This is a genomic window from Bradyrhizobium sp. 141, assembly GCF_023074055.1.
In the GTDB taxonomy this organism is placed as follows: domain Bacteria; phylum Pseudomonadota; class Alphaproteobacteria; order Rhizobiales; family Xanthobacteraceae; genus Bradyrhizobium.
On the sequence record NZ_JADPKR010000115.1, the window covers coordinates 98,964 to 115,366 of the forward strand.

Here is a 16,403-nt window from a genome sequence, read left to right on the forward strand (position 1 = left end):
TGTGGCCGGGATGCTGCACGTGAAGAGTTTCCACCGAGAACTACTCTGGGGTGGTTCCGTCGCGCTTGACCGCGTCCTATGTTGCAGCGGGGCAGCGACTCCACTCGTAGACGGTACCCAGCTCGCGGGCACGAGGTGGGCGTTAGAATGAACGGAATTTTTGGGATGCATGGGGTGAAGCTCTTCACCGGAGCTGCAGTTTCGGTCCTGCTGCTGTCGCTAGCCGGGCCGGTGCCTGCCTTGGCGGATACGATCGAGTCCGCGCTGGTGCGCGCCTATCAGAATAATCCGCAGCTCAACGCACAGCGCGCCCAGGTGCGCTCGACTGACGAAAACGTGCCGCAGGCCTTGTCCGGATATCGCCCGAAGGTCTCGCTGACGGCGAGCGGTGGTTACCAGTACTCGGACTTCAAGAGTGCCTCCACCAGCGATCCGGTCAACGGCAAAGGCTATCCCCGAAGCGCAAGTCTGACTGCTTCCCAGACACTCTATAACGGCAACCAGACCGCCAACCGGACGCGCGCCGCGGAGAGTCAGGTTTCCGGCTCTCGCGAAGCGCTGCGCAGCCTCGATCAAAGCGTACTGCTCCAGGCCGCCACGACCTACATGGATTATCTGCGTGACTCGGCCACGCTCGAAGTTCAGCGCAGCAACGTGCGGGTGCTCGAGCAGACGCTCAAGCAGACCCGTGACCGCTTCAATGTCGGCGAAGTGACACGCACCGACGTTGCGCAATCGGAAGCACAGCTGGCGGCCGGCAGGACGCAGGCCCTTACCGCGGAAGCAAATCTCACCACGACCCGCGCGAACTTCCGCCGCATCATCGGCAACGAGCCGACCAACCTTGCACCCGGCTCGCCTGTCGATCGTTTCCTGCCCGCGACGCTCGCCGCCGCAGTCGAGCTCGGCCTCGTCGAGCATCCCAACGTCACGGCCGCAATGTTCGGCATCGACGTCAATTTCTTGCAGGTCAAGGTCGCCGAGGGCGCTCTGCTGCCGACGGTCTCCCTGCAAGCGGCTGTCAGCCAGTCCTACGAACAGTCTTTGATTCAGTACCGCTCGTTCAACGCATCCGCGATCGCGCAGGTCTCGGTGCCGATTTATCAGGGTGGTGGCGAATATGCGCTCATCCGCCAGTCCAAGGAAAACCTGGCGCAGCAGCGTCTCAACCTCGAGACGACGCGGGACCAGACCCGTGCGACCGTTGTGCAATGGTGGGGTTCGTTGCAGGCCGGCAAGGCGCAGGTGCAGTCCGCGCAGGCGCAGGTGACGGCATCCGAGATCGCGCTGAACGGCGTGCGCGAAGAAGCCAAGGCCGGTCAGCGTACCACCCTCGACGTGCTCAACGCGCAGCAGGCGCTGGTCAATGCGCGCGTGGCGCTGGTGACCGCGCAGCACGACCGGGTCGTTGCATCCTATAACGTCCTTGCTGCCGTCGGCCGTCTGGCGCCGCAGGTTCTCGGCCTTGGGACCACGGTTTATGATCCCAGCGTTCACTACCATCAGGTCCGCGACAGCTGGGCCGGCGTGCGTACGCCTGACGGGCGCTGATTCCCCGTAGTCATCCGGTCGGCCTCGCGAACAGCCGAGGCCGATCGGTGCTTTGCTTGCAATCATCAAAATCCCTGACATAGCCTTGCCAAGACAGTGCGGGTCGATTCGCCCCGCGTTGATGCCGTATGCGTAAAGCTTGAGTGCCGGGGGCAGGGGCGCACCGCTGCACGTTGAGCCGTGATCTGGGGACAAGTCGGGCTGCCGCGACGAAAATGTCGGGCCGCTCGTTGCGGAACCGGCCAATCCTGTCGTGCTTGGTGTAAAACAGCGCATGCGAGGGCGTTGATGATGTGGAGTCGGAGATGACGCAGCCTGCAAAGGTCACAGAACCCTCGATGGAGGAGATTCTGGCCTCGATCCGGCGCATCATTGCCGACGATGAGGCCAAGCCGCCGCCGGCTGAAACCGCCAAGCCCGAGAAAGCCGCGGCCCCCGCCGCGCCGCCAAAGCCGCAGGCGATGAACGACATTCCGCCATCCAAGGTCGCTCCCGCCGCCGCCAAGCCTGTCGCCGAGAAGCCCGTGCCGACACCGGCTGCAAAGCCCACTCCAGCGCCGCCACCCGCGCCTGCGGCGGATGCGTCCAACAACCAGGACGACATCGACGCGCTGCTGGCGGGGCTCGATGCGGCCACGCCTGCGCCCGAGGTCCGCGCGCCCGAGCCCGAGCCGGAGCCTGAACCGGACGTGCTCGAATTGACCGACGAGATGGCGATGGATCCGACGCCGCCTCCGCCGCCACCGAGCTTCCGCAAGGTCGAGCCGCGCGACGATCTCGAATTCGCCGAATCGCCTCCGCCGCGTCCAACGCCGCCACCGTCCTACGCGCCGGTGAACTTCGATTCCCCGCCGCTGCCGCCGCAGCAGCCGATGCTCGCGCAATCGACGGTCTCGGCGGTCGAATCCGCCTTCAACTCCCTGGCCCATACGGTGCTCAGCAGCAATGCGCGGACGCTGGAGGATCTGGTCAAGGAGATGCTGCGTCCGATGCTGAAATCCTGGCTCGATGACAACCTTCCGGGCCTGGTTGAACGCATCGTGAAGGCCGAAATCGAGCGGGTCTCGCGCGGCGGCCGCTGAGACGGGCGGTTCGGCCCCGATATAGCCCTGCTCCCAGGGCATATTCGGCCTGCGGACCGGGCCGAATGCCCTTTGCCGCTGAGCTTCCCGTTGACTTGACCCGCACACGCGGCTTTCTAGCAGCCCCATGATCGAGAAAAATTACCAGCCCGCCGATATCGAAGCCCGCATGTCCGTGGTGTGGGAGGACAGCCTTGCCTTCAAGGCCGGTCGCCCCGACCGCCGCGACGCCGTGCCTTTTACCATCGTGATCCCGCCACCGAACGTGACGGGCTCGCTGCACATGGGCCATGCCCTCAACAACACGCTGCAGGACATCCTGTGCCGGTTCGAGCGCATGCGCGGTCGCGACGTGCTCTGGCAGCCCGGCACCGACCATGCCGGCATCGCCACCCAGATGGTGGTTGAGCGGCAGCTGATGGAGCGCCAGCAGCCCGGCCGCCGCGAGATGGGCCGCGAGAAATTCCTGGAGCGGGTCTGGCAGTGGAAAGCCGAGAGCGGCGACACCATCATCAACCAGCTCAAGCGGCTCGGCGCCTCCTGCGACTGGTCGCGCGAGCGCTTCACCATGGACGAGGGCCTGTCGAAAGCCGTCGTCAAGGTGTTCGTCGAGCTGCACCGCGAGGGACTGATCTACAAGGACAAGCGGCTGGTGAACTGGGACACCAAGCTCTTGACCGCGATCTCCGATCTCGAGGTGCAGCAGACCGAGGTGAAGGGCCACCTCTGGTATCTGCGCTACCCGATCGAGGGCAAGACGTTCAATCCCGAGGATCCCTCGAGCTTCATCGTCGTAGCCACCACGCGTCCCGAGACCATGCTCGGCGATACCGGCGTTGCCGTGCATCCCGAGGATGAGCGCTATCAGAAGCTCATCGGCAAGAACGTGATCCTGCCGCTGGTCGGCCGCAAGATTGCGATCGTCGCCGACGACTATTCCGATCCGGAAAAGGGCTCGGGCGCGGTGAAGATAACGCCGGCGCACGACTTCAACGATTTCGAGGTAGGTAACCGCCACGGCCTGCGCCGCATCAGCGTGATCGACAGGGAAGGCTGTCTCGATCTCGTCGACAACGAGGACTATCTGCGCGACCTTCCGGAAGGCGCCGGGCAATTCGCCGAGGAATTTCACAAGGTCGACCGCTTCGCCGCGCGCAAGCGCCTCGTCGAACGGCTGGACTCGTTCGGCTTCGTCGAGCGGATCGAGCCGCACACCAACATGGTGCCGCATGGCGATCGCTCCGGCACCGTGATCGAGCCGTATCTGACCGACCAGTGGTACGTCGACGCCAAGACGATGGCCAAGCCCGCGATCGCAGCGGTGCGTTCGGGCGAAACGTCGTTCGTGCCCAAGAACTGGGAAAAGACCTATTTCGAATGGATGGAGAACATCCAGCCCTGGTGCATCTCGCGCCAGCTTTGGTGGGGCCATCAGATCCCGGCCTGGTACGGCCCTGACGGCAAGGTGTTCGTCGCCGAGACCGAGGAGGAGGCCGTCAGCCACGCGCTCGGCTATTATGTCGAGCAGGAGGTCATCACGGCCGAGCAGGGTCGCGAGATGGCGCTCGACCGCAACAAGCGCGAAGGCTTCATCACCCGCGACGAGGACGTGCTCGACACCTGGTTCTCCTCGGCGCTGTGGCCGTTTTCGACGCTCGGCTGGCCGGAAGACGCCCCCGAGGTGCAGCGCTACTACCCGACCAACGCGCTGGTGACCGGCTTCGACATCATCTTCTTCTGGGTCGCCCGCATGATGATGATGGGCCTGCACTTCATGAAGGAGGTGCCGTTCTCGACCATCTACATCCACGCCCTCGTCCGTGACGAGAAAGGCGCCAAGATGTCGAAGTCGAAGGGCAACGTCATCGATCCGCTCAACCTGATCGAGGAATACGGCGCGGATGCGCTGCGCTTCACGCTGGCCGCGATGGCGGCGCAGGGGCGCGACATCAAGCTCGCCACCAGCCGCGTCGAGGGCTATCGCAATTTCGCGACGAAGCTCTGGAATGCGTCCCGCTTTGCGGAAATGAACCACTGCGCCGTGCCTGAAGGCTTCGAGCCGGCGAAGGCGAAGGAGACGCTGAACCGCTGGATCGCGCATGAGAGCGCGCACACCACGCGCGAGGTGACCGAGGCGATCGAAGCCTATCGCTTCAACGACGCGGCAGGCGCGATCTATCGCTTCGTCTGGAACGTCTATTGCGACTGGTATGTCGAGCTCGCCAAGCCCGTGCTGCTTGGTCCGGACAGTCCCGCCAAGGACGAGACCCGCGCCATGGTCGCCTGGGCGCGCGACGAGATCCTGAAGTTGCTTCACCCCTTCATGCCCTTCATCACCGAAGAGCTGTGGGAAGTCACGGCGAAGCGCGACGGCCTGCTCGCACTGGCGTCGTGGCCGCTGAAGTCGGCCGCGCCGACACCGGAGCAGCTTGCGATGCTGGCTGCGACGACGGGGGCGACCGATCCGCTCGTCTCGCCCGCTTGGATACTGCCGATCTTCGACCATGCCGACTTCAGCGATCCCAAGGCGGAAGCCGAGATCGGCTGGGTGATCGACCTGGTCACGCAGATCCGTTCGGTGCGCGCCGAGATGAACATCCCGCCGGCGACGCTGACGGCGCTGGTGCTTGCGGGCGCATCGACTGAAACGAGGGAGCGCGCGCCGCGCTGGACCGACGTCATCAAGCGCATGGCACGGCTGTCGGACATCTCCTTCGCCGACCGTGCGCCCGACGGCGCGGTCCAATTGCTCGTGCGCGGCGAGGTGGCCGCGCTGCCGCTCAAGGGCGTGATCGACGTCGCCGCCGAGCGCACGCGTCTCGACAAGGAGATCGGCAAGGCCGACGCCGACATCAAGCGCGCCGAGTCCAAGTTGGCGAACGAGAAATTCGTCGCCAACGCGGCCGAAGAGGTCGTCGAGGAGGAGCGCGAAAAGCGCGAGGCCGCGCTGGCCCGCAAGGCCAAGCTGCTCGAAGCCATGGAGCGGCTGAAGCAGGCGTCCTAAAGCGTTTTCGAGCGAAGTGGATACCGGTTCGCGTAAAGAAAACGCGTCAAGACAAGAATCCGGAGCCCGTTCCGATTTCATCGGAATGGGCTCTGTCCCTATTTCGGGAATGGCTTGCTGAGAAACTTCGAGCCTCTGACGCCGTAACGCCAGGGCAGCTCGACCGCCTTGGTGATGCCGATCCGGATGCCGGTCGCGACCTCAACGTCCTCGGTGCGCGCATGCAGCGCGATTGGCGGCCGGTCCAGCGGCAGGGCGTTGTGCGCAATGGTGATGCCGAGCGCTTCGGTCAGCTTGCCCGGGCCCGAGCACAGCGCCTGCAAATCCTGGAGATGGCGGCGGCGGCGCATCGCGGCCAATCCATGGGTCGGCTCCAGCGCGCGGATCAGCACAGCACTGGCCGAGCCTTCCTCCTCGCAGACGAAATTGACGCACCAATGGATGCCGTAGGAGCGGTAGACATAGGCAAAGCCGGGCGGGCCGAACATGATCTGGTTCCGCGGCGTCGGGCCGTTGTAGGAGTGCGCCGCCGGCTCGGTATGATGATAGGCCTCGACCTCCACAATGATCCCGCCGACGCCGTCCACCAGCATCGTGGCGCCTATCAGGTCGTGAGCGACCTCGCGGACGTTGCGATCGAAAAAGCTGCGCTTCAGCGCTTTGCCGAGCCGCGGTGGTGAAGTCTTCGGGATTGGAGCCATTCGAGGTGAGAATCGCTTGAGAACAGAGCAGGATATTGCCCATATCTGCCATGTTCCCTGAAGCGGTGCGAGCCGGGTTGCGATGCCTGGCGAGACCGACTAGGTAGGACCTGAACAGACCGGACACCCCATGGTCGTTATTGTCGATACCATCTCGAACCCGCTGCGCCCGCGCCACCCCGAAAAGGTGAACCGGCCCGATTCCGCTTCCCCGCCGAAGCCGGACTGGATCCGCGTGCGCGCGCCCAACACCCGCGGCTATGCCGACACCCGCAATATCGTGCGGTCCAACGGCCTGCACACGGTGTGTGAGGAGGCGGGCTGCCCGAACATCGGCGAGTGCTGGGACAAGAAGCACGCCACCTTCATGATCATGGGTGACACCTGCACCCGCGCCTGCGCCTTCTGTAACGTCAAGACCGGCCTGCCGAATGCGCTGGACGCAGCCGAGCCTGAGAATGTCGCCGAGGCGACGGCCAAGCTCGGCCTTGCCCATGTCGTCATCACCTCGGTCGACCGCGACGACCTCACTGATGGCGGCGCCCAGCATTTCGCGGAGACGATCCGCGCCATCCGCGCTGCGTGCCCTTCGACCACGATCGAGATCCTGACGCCCGACTTCTTGCGCAAGGAAGGCGCGCTCGAAATCGTCGTCGCGGCGAAGCCCGACGTCTTCAACCACAATCTCGAGACGGTGCCGTCGCGCTATCTCACGGTGCGGCCCGGCGCGCGCTACTTCCATTCGATCCGGCTGTTGCAGCGGGTCAAGGAGCTCGATCCTACCATCTTCACCAAGTCCGGCATCATGGTGGGTCTCGGTGAAGAGCGGCACGAGGTGCAGCAGGTGATGGACGATCTGCGCTCGGCCGAGGTCGATTTCCTGACCATCGGGCAGTATCTCCAGCCGACCCGCAAGCACCACGCCGTCATGCGCTATGTGCCGCCGGACGAGTTCGCCTCTTACGAAAAGGTCGCCTACACCAAGGGCTTCCTGATGGTGTCGGCGAGCCCGCTCACCCGCTCGTCACATCATGCCGGCGAGGATTTCGCGAGACTGAAGGCCGCGCGGGCCGCGACCGCCCGCTGAACCGCCATGCCCAAATTTTCGAGCAAGCGCCGTGTCAATCACAGCGCCTCCGAGATGTTCGATCTGGTCGCCGACATCGAGCGCTACCCGGAGTTCGTGCCGCTGTGCAGCGCGTTGAAGGTGCGCCAGCGGATGGCCAAGCCCGACGGCACCGAGGTGCTGATCGCCGACATGACGGTGTCGTTCAAGCTGGTCAAGGAGTCCTTCACCAGCCGGGTGAGCCTCGACCGCGCCAATTTGAAGATTCTCGTCGAGTACCTGCAAGGTCCCTTCAGTAATCTCGAAAACCGCTGGACGTTCGAGCCCAAAGGTGAGGGCGTCTGCGACGTCGGTTTCTTCCTGTCCTACGAGTTCAGGAGCCGCATGCTGGCGTTGCTGATGGGCTCGATGTTCGATGCCGCCTTCGCGCGATTCTCGACGGCGTTCGAAAAGCGGGCGGATGCGATCTACGGGCGGCCGAAGCTGGCGTCGTCGTAGTCTATCCTGGCTCTCGTGTCCCGGACGCGGTGCAGCGCGTAGCGCTGCTCCGCAGAGCCGGGACCCAGAGTGCCGCAAAGCATGGGCCCCGGCTCTGCAGCGCACCGCTTAAGGAGCGCTGCGCTGCGTCCGGGGCACGAGCGTCACCCTTCAATCCACAGCCTTCACCACATCCGGCGGCTGCGAGGCGTAGTAGGCCGCGGCCTGCTCGATCTCCTGGGGCGTCATCGCGCGGGCGATGTTGCGCATCTGCTGGCTGATGTCGTTGCGGCGCTCGCCTGAGGCAAACGCCTGGAGCTGCGCCTTCATGTAGGCCTCGGACTGCCCCTCCAGCCACGGGCTGCCGGTCTTGTTGTCGAGACTGCCATGGCAGGCACCGCAGGGCGCGATCCCACGCATCGGCGCGCCGTAGATGACGATGCTGGGTTTCGGCAGTTGCGGTGTCGGGTGATAGGCCGGAAGCCGCGGCAGATAGGCGTAATAATTCGAGAGATCCGCGATCTCCTGATCGGTCAGGTTGACCGCAAACGGCGACATCACGGCATTGGTGCGCGCACCCGAGCGGAAATCGTGCAGCTCCTTGTAGATCACGGCCGCATACTGGCCGGCGAGATTGGGCGAGTCCGCGCGGCTGATGCCGGTCGGGCCGTGGCAGATGGCGCAACGCTGCGCGAGCGTCGCGCCGCGGCCGATCGCCTCCTGGCTCGGGCGTGACAGCGTATTCGAGGTGAGCACGACCCCGGACAGCCGTTTGGCCTGCTCGGGCGCCGTGACGCTGGCGGCACGCTGCGGCACGCCGGCAGCGCTACAGATCGCGTCCCAGACATTGGCGAATTGCACCCAGGGCTGCGCGAACGGCAGCACGATGAAGCCGGCAATCGCGGTCACGATCAGGATCGCAGCGGTGATGCCGACCCCTCGCGTGAAATGCGGATTGCTGAAAGTGAAGAGGTCGCGCGTGCTCATCACTGCGCTCCCACATAGACGGCCGGCACCGATGTGCCCTCGGTCAGCGCCAACGTCAGGATCGGGTAGCCGTAATTGGTGAGGGTGAGGGCAATCATCAGCGCCACCCACAATGCATGCGTATTGAGCGCGACGGGCACCGTCTTCGGTTCGTGCACGGCGAGCGCAAAGCGATAGGGACCGGCTTCGGCCTGCGGCGCGCGCATGCCGCGGGCCAGGATGACGATGAATATGATTCCCGAGGCCAGCAGGACGAAGCCGCCGATCGCCGAGAGGGTGACGGAAAGCGACTGTGGCGCGATCGCGGGATCGCCGAAATCGAAATAGGCCATGCGGCGCGGCATGCCCAGGATGCCGACCCAGTGCCACGGGAAGGTCGTGACGATCATGCCGACGAACCACAGCCAGAGCTGGGTGCGCATCAGGCGGACATCGATCAGCTCGCGTCCCGTCAGATGCGGCCACAGATCATAGGCGATCGCAAAATACATGATCACGATGGCGCCGCCGAAGATCAGATGGAAATGGCCGGTGATCCACTGCGTGTTGTGGATCGACGCATCGAGCTGATAACTCATGTTGATGAGGCCGCCGGCCCCGCCGAAGCCGAGCATGACGAAGGAGAACGCCAGCGCCAGCATCATCGGATTGTCCCAGGGCAGGGCCCTGATCCAGCCGAACATGCCGCGCCCACCACGCAGCCGCGCCGCGATCTCGACGGAAGCGCAGATCGTGAACACGGTCAGCAGCGTCGGCAGTGCCACCAGCGCCGTGAAGGCCGAGTGGATGAACTTGAAGCCGGCGCCGACTTGCGGATCAGCGAAGGTGTGATGCATGCCGATCGGCATCGCCACCACCAGGAACAGGATGAAGGAGATTCGCGCCATGCTGTCGGAATAGACCCGGCCGCCGATCGCACGCGGCACGATGGTGTAATAGGCGATGTAGGTCGGCATCAGCCAGAAATAGACGATGGCGTGCAGCGTCCAGGAGAAGAACACGCGGGCGAGGCCGGCATCGATCGTGCTCTTCAGCCCCGCCGCGACCGGGATGATCTGCAACAGCAACTCGAGCGCGGCCCCGACCGCAGTCCAGGCCCACAAGTAAGAACCCGCGACGTTGGCGAACATCGCCAGCGGCACCGGCGCGCCGGGATGGGCCTTTCGCCAGACGCGCAGATTGATCGACATCAGCGCGACCCAGAACCACGAGCCGACCACGACCAGCACGACGCCGAGATAGTAGAAGACGTTGCCGATCAGCGGCGGATAGAAAGTGTAGAGCACCGAGGCCCGGCCCAGTGCGATCGGGATCACCGCCATGATGCTGCCGGCGACGATCAGCCAGAAACCAGCCCAGGCCCAGCGCACGCCGACCAGACGCTGCTGCAGCGCGGACTCACTGATGGCGTAGCCGAATCCCATCGCGACCAGGGTCGGGAAGACGTAGCCCATCACTGTGCCGTGCGCGGTCAGCGAGCGGTAATAGAGCTCGGGATTGGATAGCCATGTGCCGATCGGGCTGCGGATGAACATCTGCCAGGCGCCGAGCGTGAGCGCGATGCCGAACACGGCGAAGGCCAGCCAGAAATGGGCGAGGATGAGCTTCCTATTGACCAACACAGCTCAGCCTCCCGCCACCCTTCGCACGACCCTCGAATTCGGTCTTGTCGATCACCTTGACCTTGCCCCACATGCCCTCGTGACCAAAACTGCAAAACTCCTGGCAGGGCATCAGGTAGTCGCCGGTCCGCGTAAAGCGCATGAGCTGCTCGGAAATGTATCCGGGCACCAGCATGGTGTTGACGTTGGTGCCCTGGATCAGGATGCCATGCACGACGTCGGCGCTGGTGGCACGCAGCGTAATCGGCGTGTCCACGGGCACCACGATGCAGGCCGGCGTGAAGGAATATTGCTGGCCGATCGCGCGCACCGTCACGTTGCCGTTGGCCTCCAGCACGCTGCCGAGATTGCTCTCGACGAATTCGCCGGACAGATGCAGGCGCGAGGGATCGGTGATCTCCACGCGCGGCTGCGGCATGGTCGCGCGATGGATGCCGGCGAACGCCGCCAGCAGCGCCATCATCACGATGATGACGACCGCAATGGTGGCCCAGCGCCGCTCGATTCGGGCCGCGACCTCGGCGCTGCCATGGGTGTCCTCTGCGCTCATTGCAGCGGCCCGCGCGGCAAGAACACGAACAGGTAAAACGCGAGCCACATCGCGACCACGCAGGCCGTGGCGATGCCGGCGAGCACGATCGCGCCGGAGGGCCCTTGCGCTACGACCTCCTCGACGGCCTGGTCGGCGGCAGCTGGGCTGGTCGGCGGGTCGGAATTGATCATGGCGTGTCTCAATGCAGCGGTGCGGAGCGCAGCTCGTTGGCCTCGCGGGCCGAGACCGGCGTGCCGCGATTGCCCCAGGCGGTGCGGATGTAGGAGACGACGGCGGCGACCTCGTTGTCGGAGAGGAGGCCTGCGAAAGGCGGCATGCCGTAGGGCATGGGATTGCCCTTGGTGCCCGGCGGATAGCCGCCATTGAGCACCATGCGGATCGGATTGACCGCCGACTGCATCTCGATCGACTGGTTGTTGGCGAGCGGCGGCCAGTGCGGCGGCTTGCCTTCGCCCTGCGTGCCATGACAGCTCGCGCAACTCTTGTCGTAGACGGACTTGCCGAGGCTGATCAGCAAGCTGCTCTCGGTGGTCGGTAGCGTCGAGCTCGGCGGCGGAGGTGGCGATGGTTCTGAGATGCCCTTGAGGTAGACAGCCATGGCCCTGGTGTCCGCGTCATCAAGATATTGCAGGCTGTTGTGCACGACCTCCGCCATCGGGCCGTAGACGACGCCGCGCATGGAGACGCCGGTCTGGAGCAGGTCGGTGATGTCCTTGATGCTCCAATCGCCTAGCCCGGCCTCGCGATTGGAGGTCAGCGAGGGGGCGTACCAGTTCTGCATCGGGATCAGGCCGCCTTTGAAAGCGTCCGATTGCGAGGTGCCGCCGAGCGCGTTGATCGGCGAATGGCACATGCTGCAATGACCGAGGCCCTCGACCAGATAGGCGCCGCGATTCCATTCGGCCGATTTCGCAGGATCAGGCTTGAACTCGCCCTCACGGAAGTACAGCGTGCGCCAGCCGAGGATGAGCTGGCGGTTGTCATAGGGGAAGCGCAGCTCGTGCGGCTTGTTCTTCTGGATGACCGGCGGGATCGAGCGCAAGTACGCGAAGATCGCGTCGCTGTCGGCGCGCGTGACCTTGGTGTAGGACGCAAACGGCATCGCCGGATAGATCAGCCCGCCGTCCGGGAAACGGCCGCTGTGCATGGTCTTGTAGAAGTCGTCCGCGCTCCACTTGCCGATCCCGGTCGCAGGATCCGGCGTGATGTTGGAGGTGTAGAGGGTGCCGAACGGCGTCGGCATGGCGCGGCCGCCGGCGAACAAATGGCCTTCCGCCGCGGTGTGGCAGGCGGTGCAATCGCCGGCGCGGGCGAGATATTCGCCGCGCGCGACGACGTCGCTGTTTTTGTCCTGCGCCTGTGCCGCCGTCGTCAGCGCGGCGAGGGCGAGAAGCGTGATCGACAGTTTCGAGCCCATCATCCGCCTCGTCAGTTGGGCTGGCTGCCGCAGCCGAATGGCAGCGCGTAGGTGCCTTTCGGCACGGGAGCAGGGTTCGCGGGCGCCGGCCGCGTCGCGAGCCACGCGGCAACCGCGGTGACATCGGCCTCGGTCAGATGCCCGGCGACGAGCTGCATGCAATCGGGCGCTTTCGCCGTGCGGTTGCCGTAGCGCCAGGCGCCGAGCTGGGCGCTGACATAGGCGGCGCGGAGACCGAGCAGACCGGGAATGCCGGGCTGCATGCCCGTGAGGCCGGGACCATGACAGCTGACGCAGGCCGGAATGCTACGATCGGCGTCGCCGCTGGTCGCGAGCAACTCGCCCTGCGCGAGGACTTCCTTGCTGACCTCGCTCGGGGCAGGCTGCGGTAGCGGAGGGTGCTCGCTGGCAAAATATGCTGCCATCGCCTCCAGATACGGATCCGGCAGAAATTCCAGCAGATAGTTCATCGGCGGGTATTTGCGCCGGCCGCTGCGGAAGGCGAGGAGCTGATTGTAGAGATAACCGGCCGGCTTGCCGGCAAGCCGCGGGAAATAGACGTCGTTGGTGCCTTCGCCCTTGTTGCCATGACAGGGCGTGCACGCCTCCACCCGCGCCGCCATCGTGTCGGGCGGCTGGTTGGCCGTTTGTGCGGCCGCGCCATCCATGGCGGCCAAGGTGGCAATGGCGAAGGCCAGGGCAGGGTAGCGAGCGAACACTTTCGTCGCCCTCCAGAAAGCAGGACCGGGTTGATTCCTGGCCACAACATACTGCTCCATTATTGCGCCAATATAGCTGCGCGCAAGCGCCGAAGGGATCAACGACGTTTGGTCGCGGCTTTGCAATGCAATGACGATCCATTTCGACAAATTTTGCGAGTTTTTTGAAAAGCAAACATAAGTTTGCAGTCTCGCGGCTCATCTCGCCCGAGATTTGCTTGATCTCATCACCCTCTTTGTCAGAGGGTGCAGGGAAGACCGGATGCCGGCTGGGCACCAGCGGTCCACTGTGCGAAGGTTGCGCTACAAGAGGCTGCACAGCGGCATACAGGTGAAGCCAAACAACCGGCCTTCCCTGCGCAGGGGAAAATAAAGATCCGTATGGAATAGTAGAGAACCATATGGAATGACCAACTCGTTGATCAGACGAAGTTTACTGCCATATGATGCCATCGGCATTCCTCCGCATTCCCACACACCATTGGGACAAAACCGGGGACACACATGGCACGCAAGGTTCGTCACAGCGCCCTCGAAAGCCGCAGCGCGCGTCTGAAGTTGCAGGTTCGCCGGAAGCCATATCCCGGCCCGTCATTGGCGCGAGGCGTCTCGCTGCTCTACCGGCGTAATCGTACCAATGGCGCATGGGTGGTGAAATCGAGCAACGGTCATGGTGCCTACTGGACCAAGCGCATCGCCGATGCCGACGACTTCGCGGACTCTGACGGCAAAGACGTCATGACGTTCTTCCAGGCGCAGGACGCCGCGAAACGTTTGGCGCGCGGCGATCATGGCACCGGCGATAATGCACCCGTCACCGTGGACGGCGCTCTCACCGCCTATGAAGGCGATCTCAAAGCGCGCAGCGCCAACCCCTACAACGCACAATGGCCTCGCGTGCACCTCACATCCGTGCTGCTCGCCAAACCAGTCGCCCTGGTCACCTCGAATGAGTGGCAGAAATGGCGCGATGGCCTGCTGACCAAGATGGCGCGTTCGACAGTCAATCGACTCTCCGGCTGCCTGTGCGCTGCGCTGGAGCTGGCTGCACAGCACGATCAGCGCATTCAGAATAAGCGTGCGTGGGACGTTGGTCTCGCCGGCCTGCCGGATGCGCAGGAAGCCCGCAACGTCGTCCTCTCTGATCAGAAAGTGCGGGAATTCGTCGTCACCGCCTATGGGCTGGATGACAAGTTGGGGCTGCTGACTGATACGCTGGCGATCACAGGCGCGCGGCCAAGCCAAGCCGTGCGCCTGCGCGTTGCCGATCTGGACGCCCATCCAGTGCGGCCGAAACTGTCGATGCCGAAATCAGCCAAAGGCGGCGGACGCAATCGCGCCAAGAAGAAAGTCGAGCGCTACAGCGTGCCCATCACGGCGCAGCTCGCGACCAAGCTGAAGGAGTCGGCGAAAGGTCGCGATGGCGATGCGCCGCTGCTCTTGCAGAGCGACGGCAGCCCCTGGGGCGATAATCCCGGCCAGACCTATCATCGGCAGATCGACAAGATCGTCACTGCGATCGGACTCGACCCTGCCGTTGTGACGATCTACGCCCTGAGACATTCGAGCATCGTGCGAATGCTCTTGCAGAACATTCCGATCAGACTGGTGGCATCGCTGCACAACACCAGCGTCGCGATGATCGAGCGAACGTACTCGAAGTTCATCACCGAGCACGGCGACGACATCTCCCGCAGGGCGCTGCTGCAGGACGAGCCGCCGAGCGGCGCGAAGATCGTAGCGCTGGCGAGTTGATCGGCTGAGTCTGTTCGTCAGTGGACGAGCAACGTTGTCCTGTAACGGTTGTCATCCAACAGTTGGCCACCAACGTCAGCGGATAGTTGGTGACAAACATTAGTTGTTGGCGCCCTCTAGCCGGCGACGCCGGGACTGCTTGTCATCTTGCGTCAACTTGATCACTGAAGATACATGGAGTTCGCGTGGCAACGCGCTGCGGCTCTCTGCGTTGTTGAACCAGGATATTCGGAAGTGTCGGTGCAAGCTATGCCTAAACGTGAGAACCCGGCCGGCAGTCGGCGGTCACCACGCGCAGCATCGCGCGTTGGAGCGGTGCCACACCGTTCGGCTGGCGCGACAAGCGTCGTGCCATTTACTGCTCTCTCCGAAGAAAAATGGCAGGCAATTCGTTCGACCTGCACTCATACGTCCCAGGGCATCGATTTGCGCAGAGAGACCGACCAGATCGGTCAAGCTTATTGGGCGGCGCGGGCCACCAGGGAGATGTGGCTCAAGAAATTGCAGGGGAAAAAACCGGCAAAGCAGCGGGAAAAAATCCACAAGGCATTGCTGTCAGTGCGCCAGTCCCAGAAGGCGTTGGCGGGAGTGCTGGCGGACGGCCTGCTCGATGACGACTTTGTCCACCCCGATTTCGAGACGCCGGAGTACCGACTTGAGGCGTGGCTTTCTGATTACGATTTGTGGGTTCACCCGTTTGCCGGCAAGAACGACCCTATCAAGGCGGAACTGGTATCGCGATTGATCGGCCTCTGGAAGAAGTCTGGCGGGGCGCTGCGCTGGTCGAGGAAGAAGGACGATGCCGGCACGCCCTATGCTCCTGTTGTCGATTTTCTCACAGTCACGCTCAACGCCATCCTCGGCACGGCGTTCACGCCATCTGGCGTTGCTAAAATGATCGACCGCCATCGAGGAGAACGCCTGGGATATAATCCCTGGCTCATGTACGCGGTGCATCGGCGAATCACCCGAGACATGTGATCGCTGGCGGAGTCTGCCGCCACGGGGACCGAGGGCGAGTGTCGCATCGTGACGACAAGAGCCTGGAGCCGCTGTGAGATTGGCGACTTCCCCTATCAATCCTGAACTAACATCGATCGTAGCACTCTACGAAGCAGATAGACCGCGCTCTATTGCCTCCTACACGCCACCACACGAGTAGGAGCACACACAGCTATGGCCCCCCCCGAAGTCACCGGCCGGAAGACCGCACGGCGCGACGTCGCAGACGACGCAGATGCGTTTACAGTGAAGGAATTCTGCGCGCGCCACCGCATCTCCGTGCAGCTCTTCTACAAGAACCGCAAGCAGATGCCGCGCACGATCAATGTCGGCACGCGCGTCCTGATCAGCAAGGAAGCCGCCGCTGCGTGGCGTCGCATGCGCGAGCGGGCGGCGCAAGCCGCTGAGCGCGCGGCCTAGCCGCAGAAAAGGCGGCCCGCCAGCCGCCCTCTCCAATCCCTCTCACG

The 16,403-nt window shown here is 63.9% G+C and carries 15 protein-coding genes; 8 read left to right on the forward strand and 7 right to left on the reverse strand.

Going from position 1 to position 16,403, the window contains the following annotated elements:
- Positions 1 to 165 precede the first annotated feature (165 nt).
- From IVA81_RS39115 to IVA81_RS39125, 3 genes are all read left to right on the forward strand, one after another.
- Positions 166 to 1,551 (forward strand): TolC family outer membrane protein, encoded by a 1,386-nt coding sequence (locus IVA81_RS39115; protein WP_247330224.1) that lies wholly within the window; start codon positions 166 to 168, stop codon positions 1,549 to 1,551.
- 305 nt (positions 1,552 to 1,856) lie between these two features.
- Positions 1,857 to 2,633, forward strand: a complete 777-nt coding sequence (locus IVA81_RS39120) for a DUF2497 domain-containing protein (RefSeq protein ID WP_247329166.1) — start codon at positions 1,857 to 1,859, stop codon at positions 2,631 to 2,633.
- Positions 2,634 to 2,760: 127 nt separating this feature from the next.
- A complete protein-coding gene (locus IVA81_RS39125; protein ID WP_247329201.1) occupies positions 2,761 to 5,637 on the forward strand; it encodes a valine--tRNA ligase in 2,877 nt (958 codons plus the stop codon).
- A gap of 98 nt (positions 5,638 to 5,735) precedes the next feature.
- Here the strand turns inward: IVA81_RS39125 and IVA81_RS39130 are convergent, their stop codons facing one another.
- Positions 5,736 to 6,338: a DNA-3-methyladenine glycosylase gene (locus tag IVA81_RS39130; RefSeq protein WP_247329204.1), complete on the reverse strand. Its 603-nt coding sequence runs from the start codon at positions 6,336 to 6,338 to the stop codon at positions 5,736 to 5,738.
- A 130-nt stretch (positions 6,339 to 6,468) separates the two neighbouring features.
- On the opposite strand from IVA81_RS39130, the gene lipA reads away from it, so the two are divergent.
- Positions 6,469 to 7,425 (forward strand): lipoyl synthase, encoded by a 957-nt coding sequence (gene lipA, locus IVA81_RS39135; RefSeq protein WP_247329208.1) that lies wholly within the window; start codon positions 6,469 to 6,471, stop codon positions 7,423 to 7,425.
- A gap of 6 nt (positions 7,426 to 7,431) precedes the next feature.
- Positions 7,432 to 7,902 carry a type II toxin-antitoxin system RatA family toxin gene (locus tag IVA81_RS39140; protein ID WP_247329211.1) on the forward strand — a complete coding sequence of 157 codons (471 nt, stop codon included), beginning with the start codon at positions 7,432 to 7,434 and terminating at the stop codon, positions 7,900 to 7,902.
- A 150-nt stretch (positions 7,903 to 8,052) separates the two neighbouring features.
- Here IVA81_RS39140 and IVA81_RS39145 read toward each other — a convergent pair whose 3' ends face one another.
- Genes IVA81_RS39145 through IVA81_RS39170 form a run of 6 tightly spaced genes read right to left on the reverse strand, consistent with a single transcriptional unit; the run spans position 8,053 to position 13,128 of the window.
- Positions 8,053 to 8,868, reverse strand: a complete 816-nt coding sequence (locus tag IVA81_RS39145; RefSeq protein WP_247329213.1) for a c-type cytochrome — start codon at positions 8,866 to 8,868, stop codon at positions 8,053 to 8,055.
- Complete coding sequence (locus tag IVA81_RS39150; RefSeq protein WP_247329216.1) at positions 8,868 to 10,490, reverse strand: b(o/a)3-type cytochrome-c oxidase subunit 1; 1,623 nt, start codon at positions 10,488 to 10,490, stop codon at positions 8,868 to 8,870. The genes IVA81_RS39145 and IVA81_RS39150 overlap by 1 nt, the downstream gene beginning before the upstream one ends.
- Entirely contained in the window at positions 10,477 to 11,040 is a 564-nt protein-coding gene (locus tag IVA81_RS39155; protein WP_247329233.1) for a cytochrome C oxidase subunit II, read from the reverse strand. Before IVA81_RS39155 ends, IVA81_RS39150 begins: the two co-directional genes overlap by 14 nt.
- Positions 11,037 to 11,213, reverse strand: a complete 177-nt coding sequence (locus IVA81_RS39160) for a hypothetical protein (protein WP_018641890.1) — start codon at positions 11,211 to 11,213, stop codon at positions 11,037 to 11,039. The genes IVA81_RS39155 and IVA81_RS39160 overlap by 4 nt, the downstream gene beginning before the upstream one ends.
- An 8-nt stretch (positions 11,214 to 11,221) precedes the next feature.
- Complete coding sequence (locus IVA81_RS39165) at positions 11,222 to 12,460, reverse strand: cytochrome c (protein ID WP_247330245.1); 1,239 nt, start codon at positions 12,458 to 12,460, stop codon at positions 11,222 to 11,224.
- An 11-nt stretch (positions 12,461 to 12,471) separates the two neighbouring features.
- Positions 12,472 to 13,128 (reverse strand): c-type cytochrome, encoded by a 657-nt coding sequence (locus IVA81_RS39170; protein WP_247330248.1) that lies wholly within the window; start codon positions 13,126 to 13,128, stop codon positions 12,472 to 12,474.
- A gap of 555 nt (positions 13,129 to 13,683) precedes the next feature.
- Between IVA81_RS39170 and IVA81_RS39175 the strand changes: the two genes are divergently transcribed.
- From IVA81_RS39175 to IVA81_RS39185, 3 genes are all read left to right on the forward strand, one after another.
- Positions 13,684 to 14,934, forward strand: a complete 1,251-nt coding sequence (locus IVA81_RS39175) for a site-specific integrase (RefSeq protein WP_247329236.1) — start codon at positions 13,684 to 13,686, stop codon at positions 14,932 to 14,934.
- Positions 14,935 to 15,282: 348 nt separating this feature from the next.
- A complete protein-coding gene (locus IVA81_RS39180; protein ID WP_247329239.1) occupies positions 15,283 to 15,915 on the forward strand; it encodes a hypothetical protein in 633 nt (210 codons plus the stop codon).
- Between the two features lie 195 nt (positions 15,916 to 16,110).
- Positions 16,111 to 16,356, forward strand: coding sequence for a hypothetical protein (locus tag IVA81_RS39185; RefSeq protein WP_247329243.1), 246 nt, complete (start codon positions 16,111 to 16,113; stop codon positions 16,354 to 16,356).
- Positions 16,357 to 16,403 lie beyond the last annotated feature (47 nt).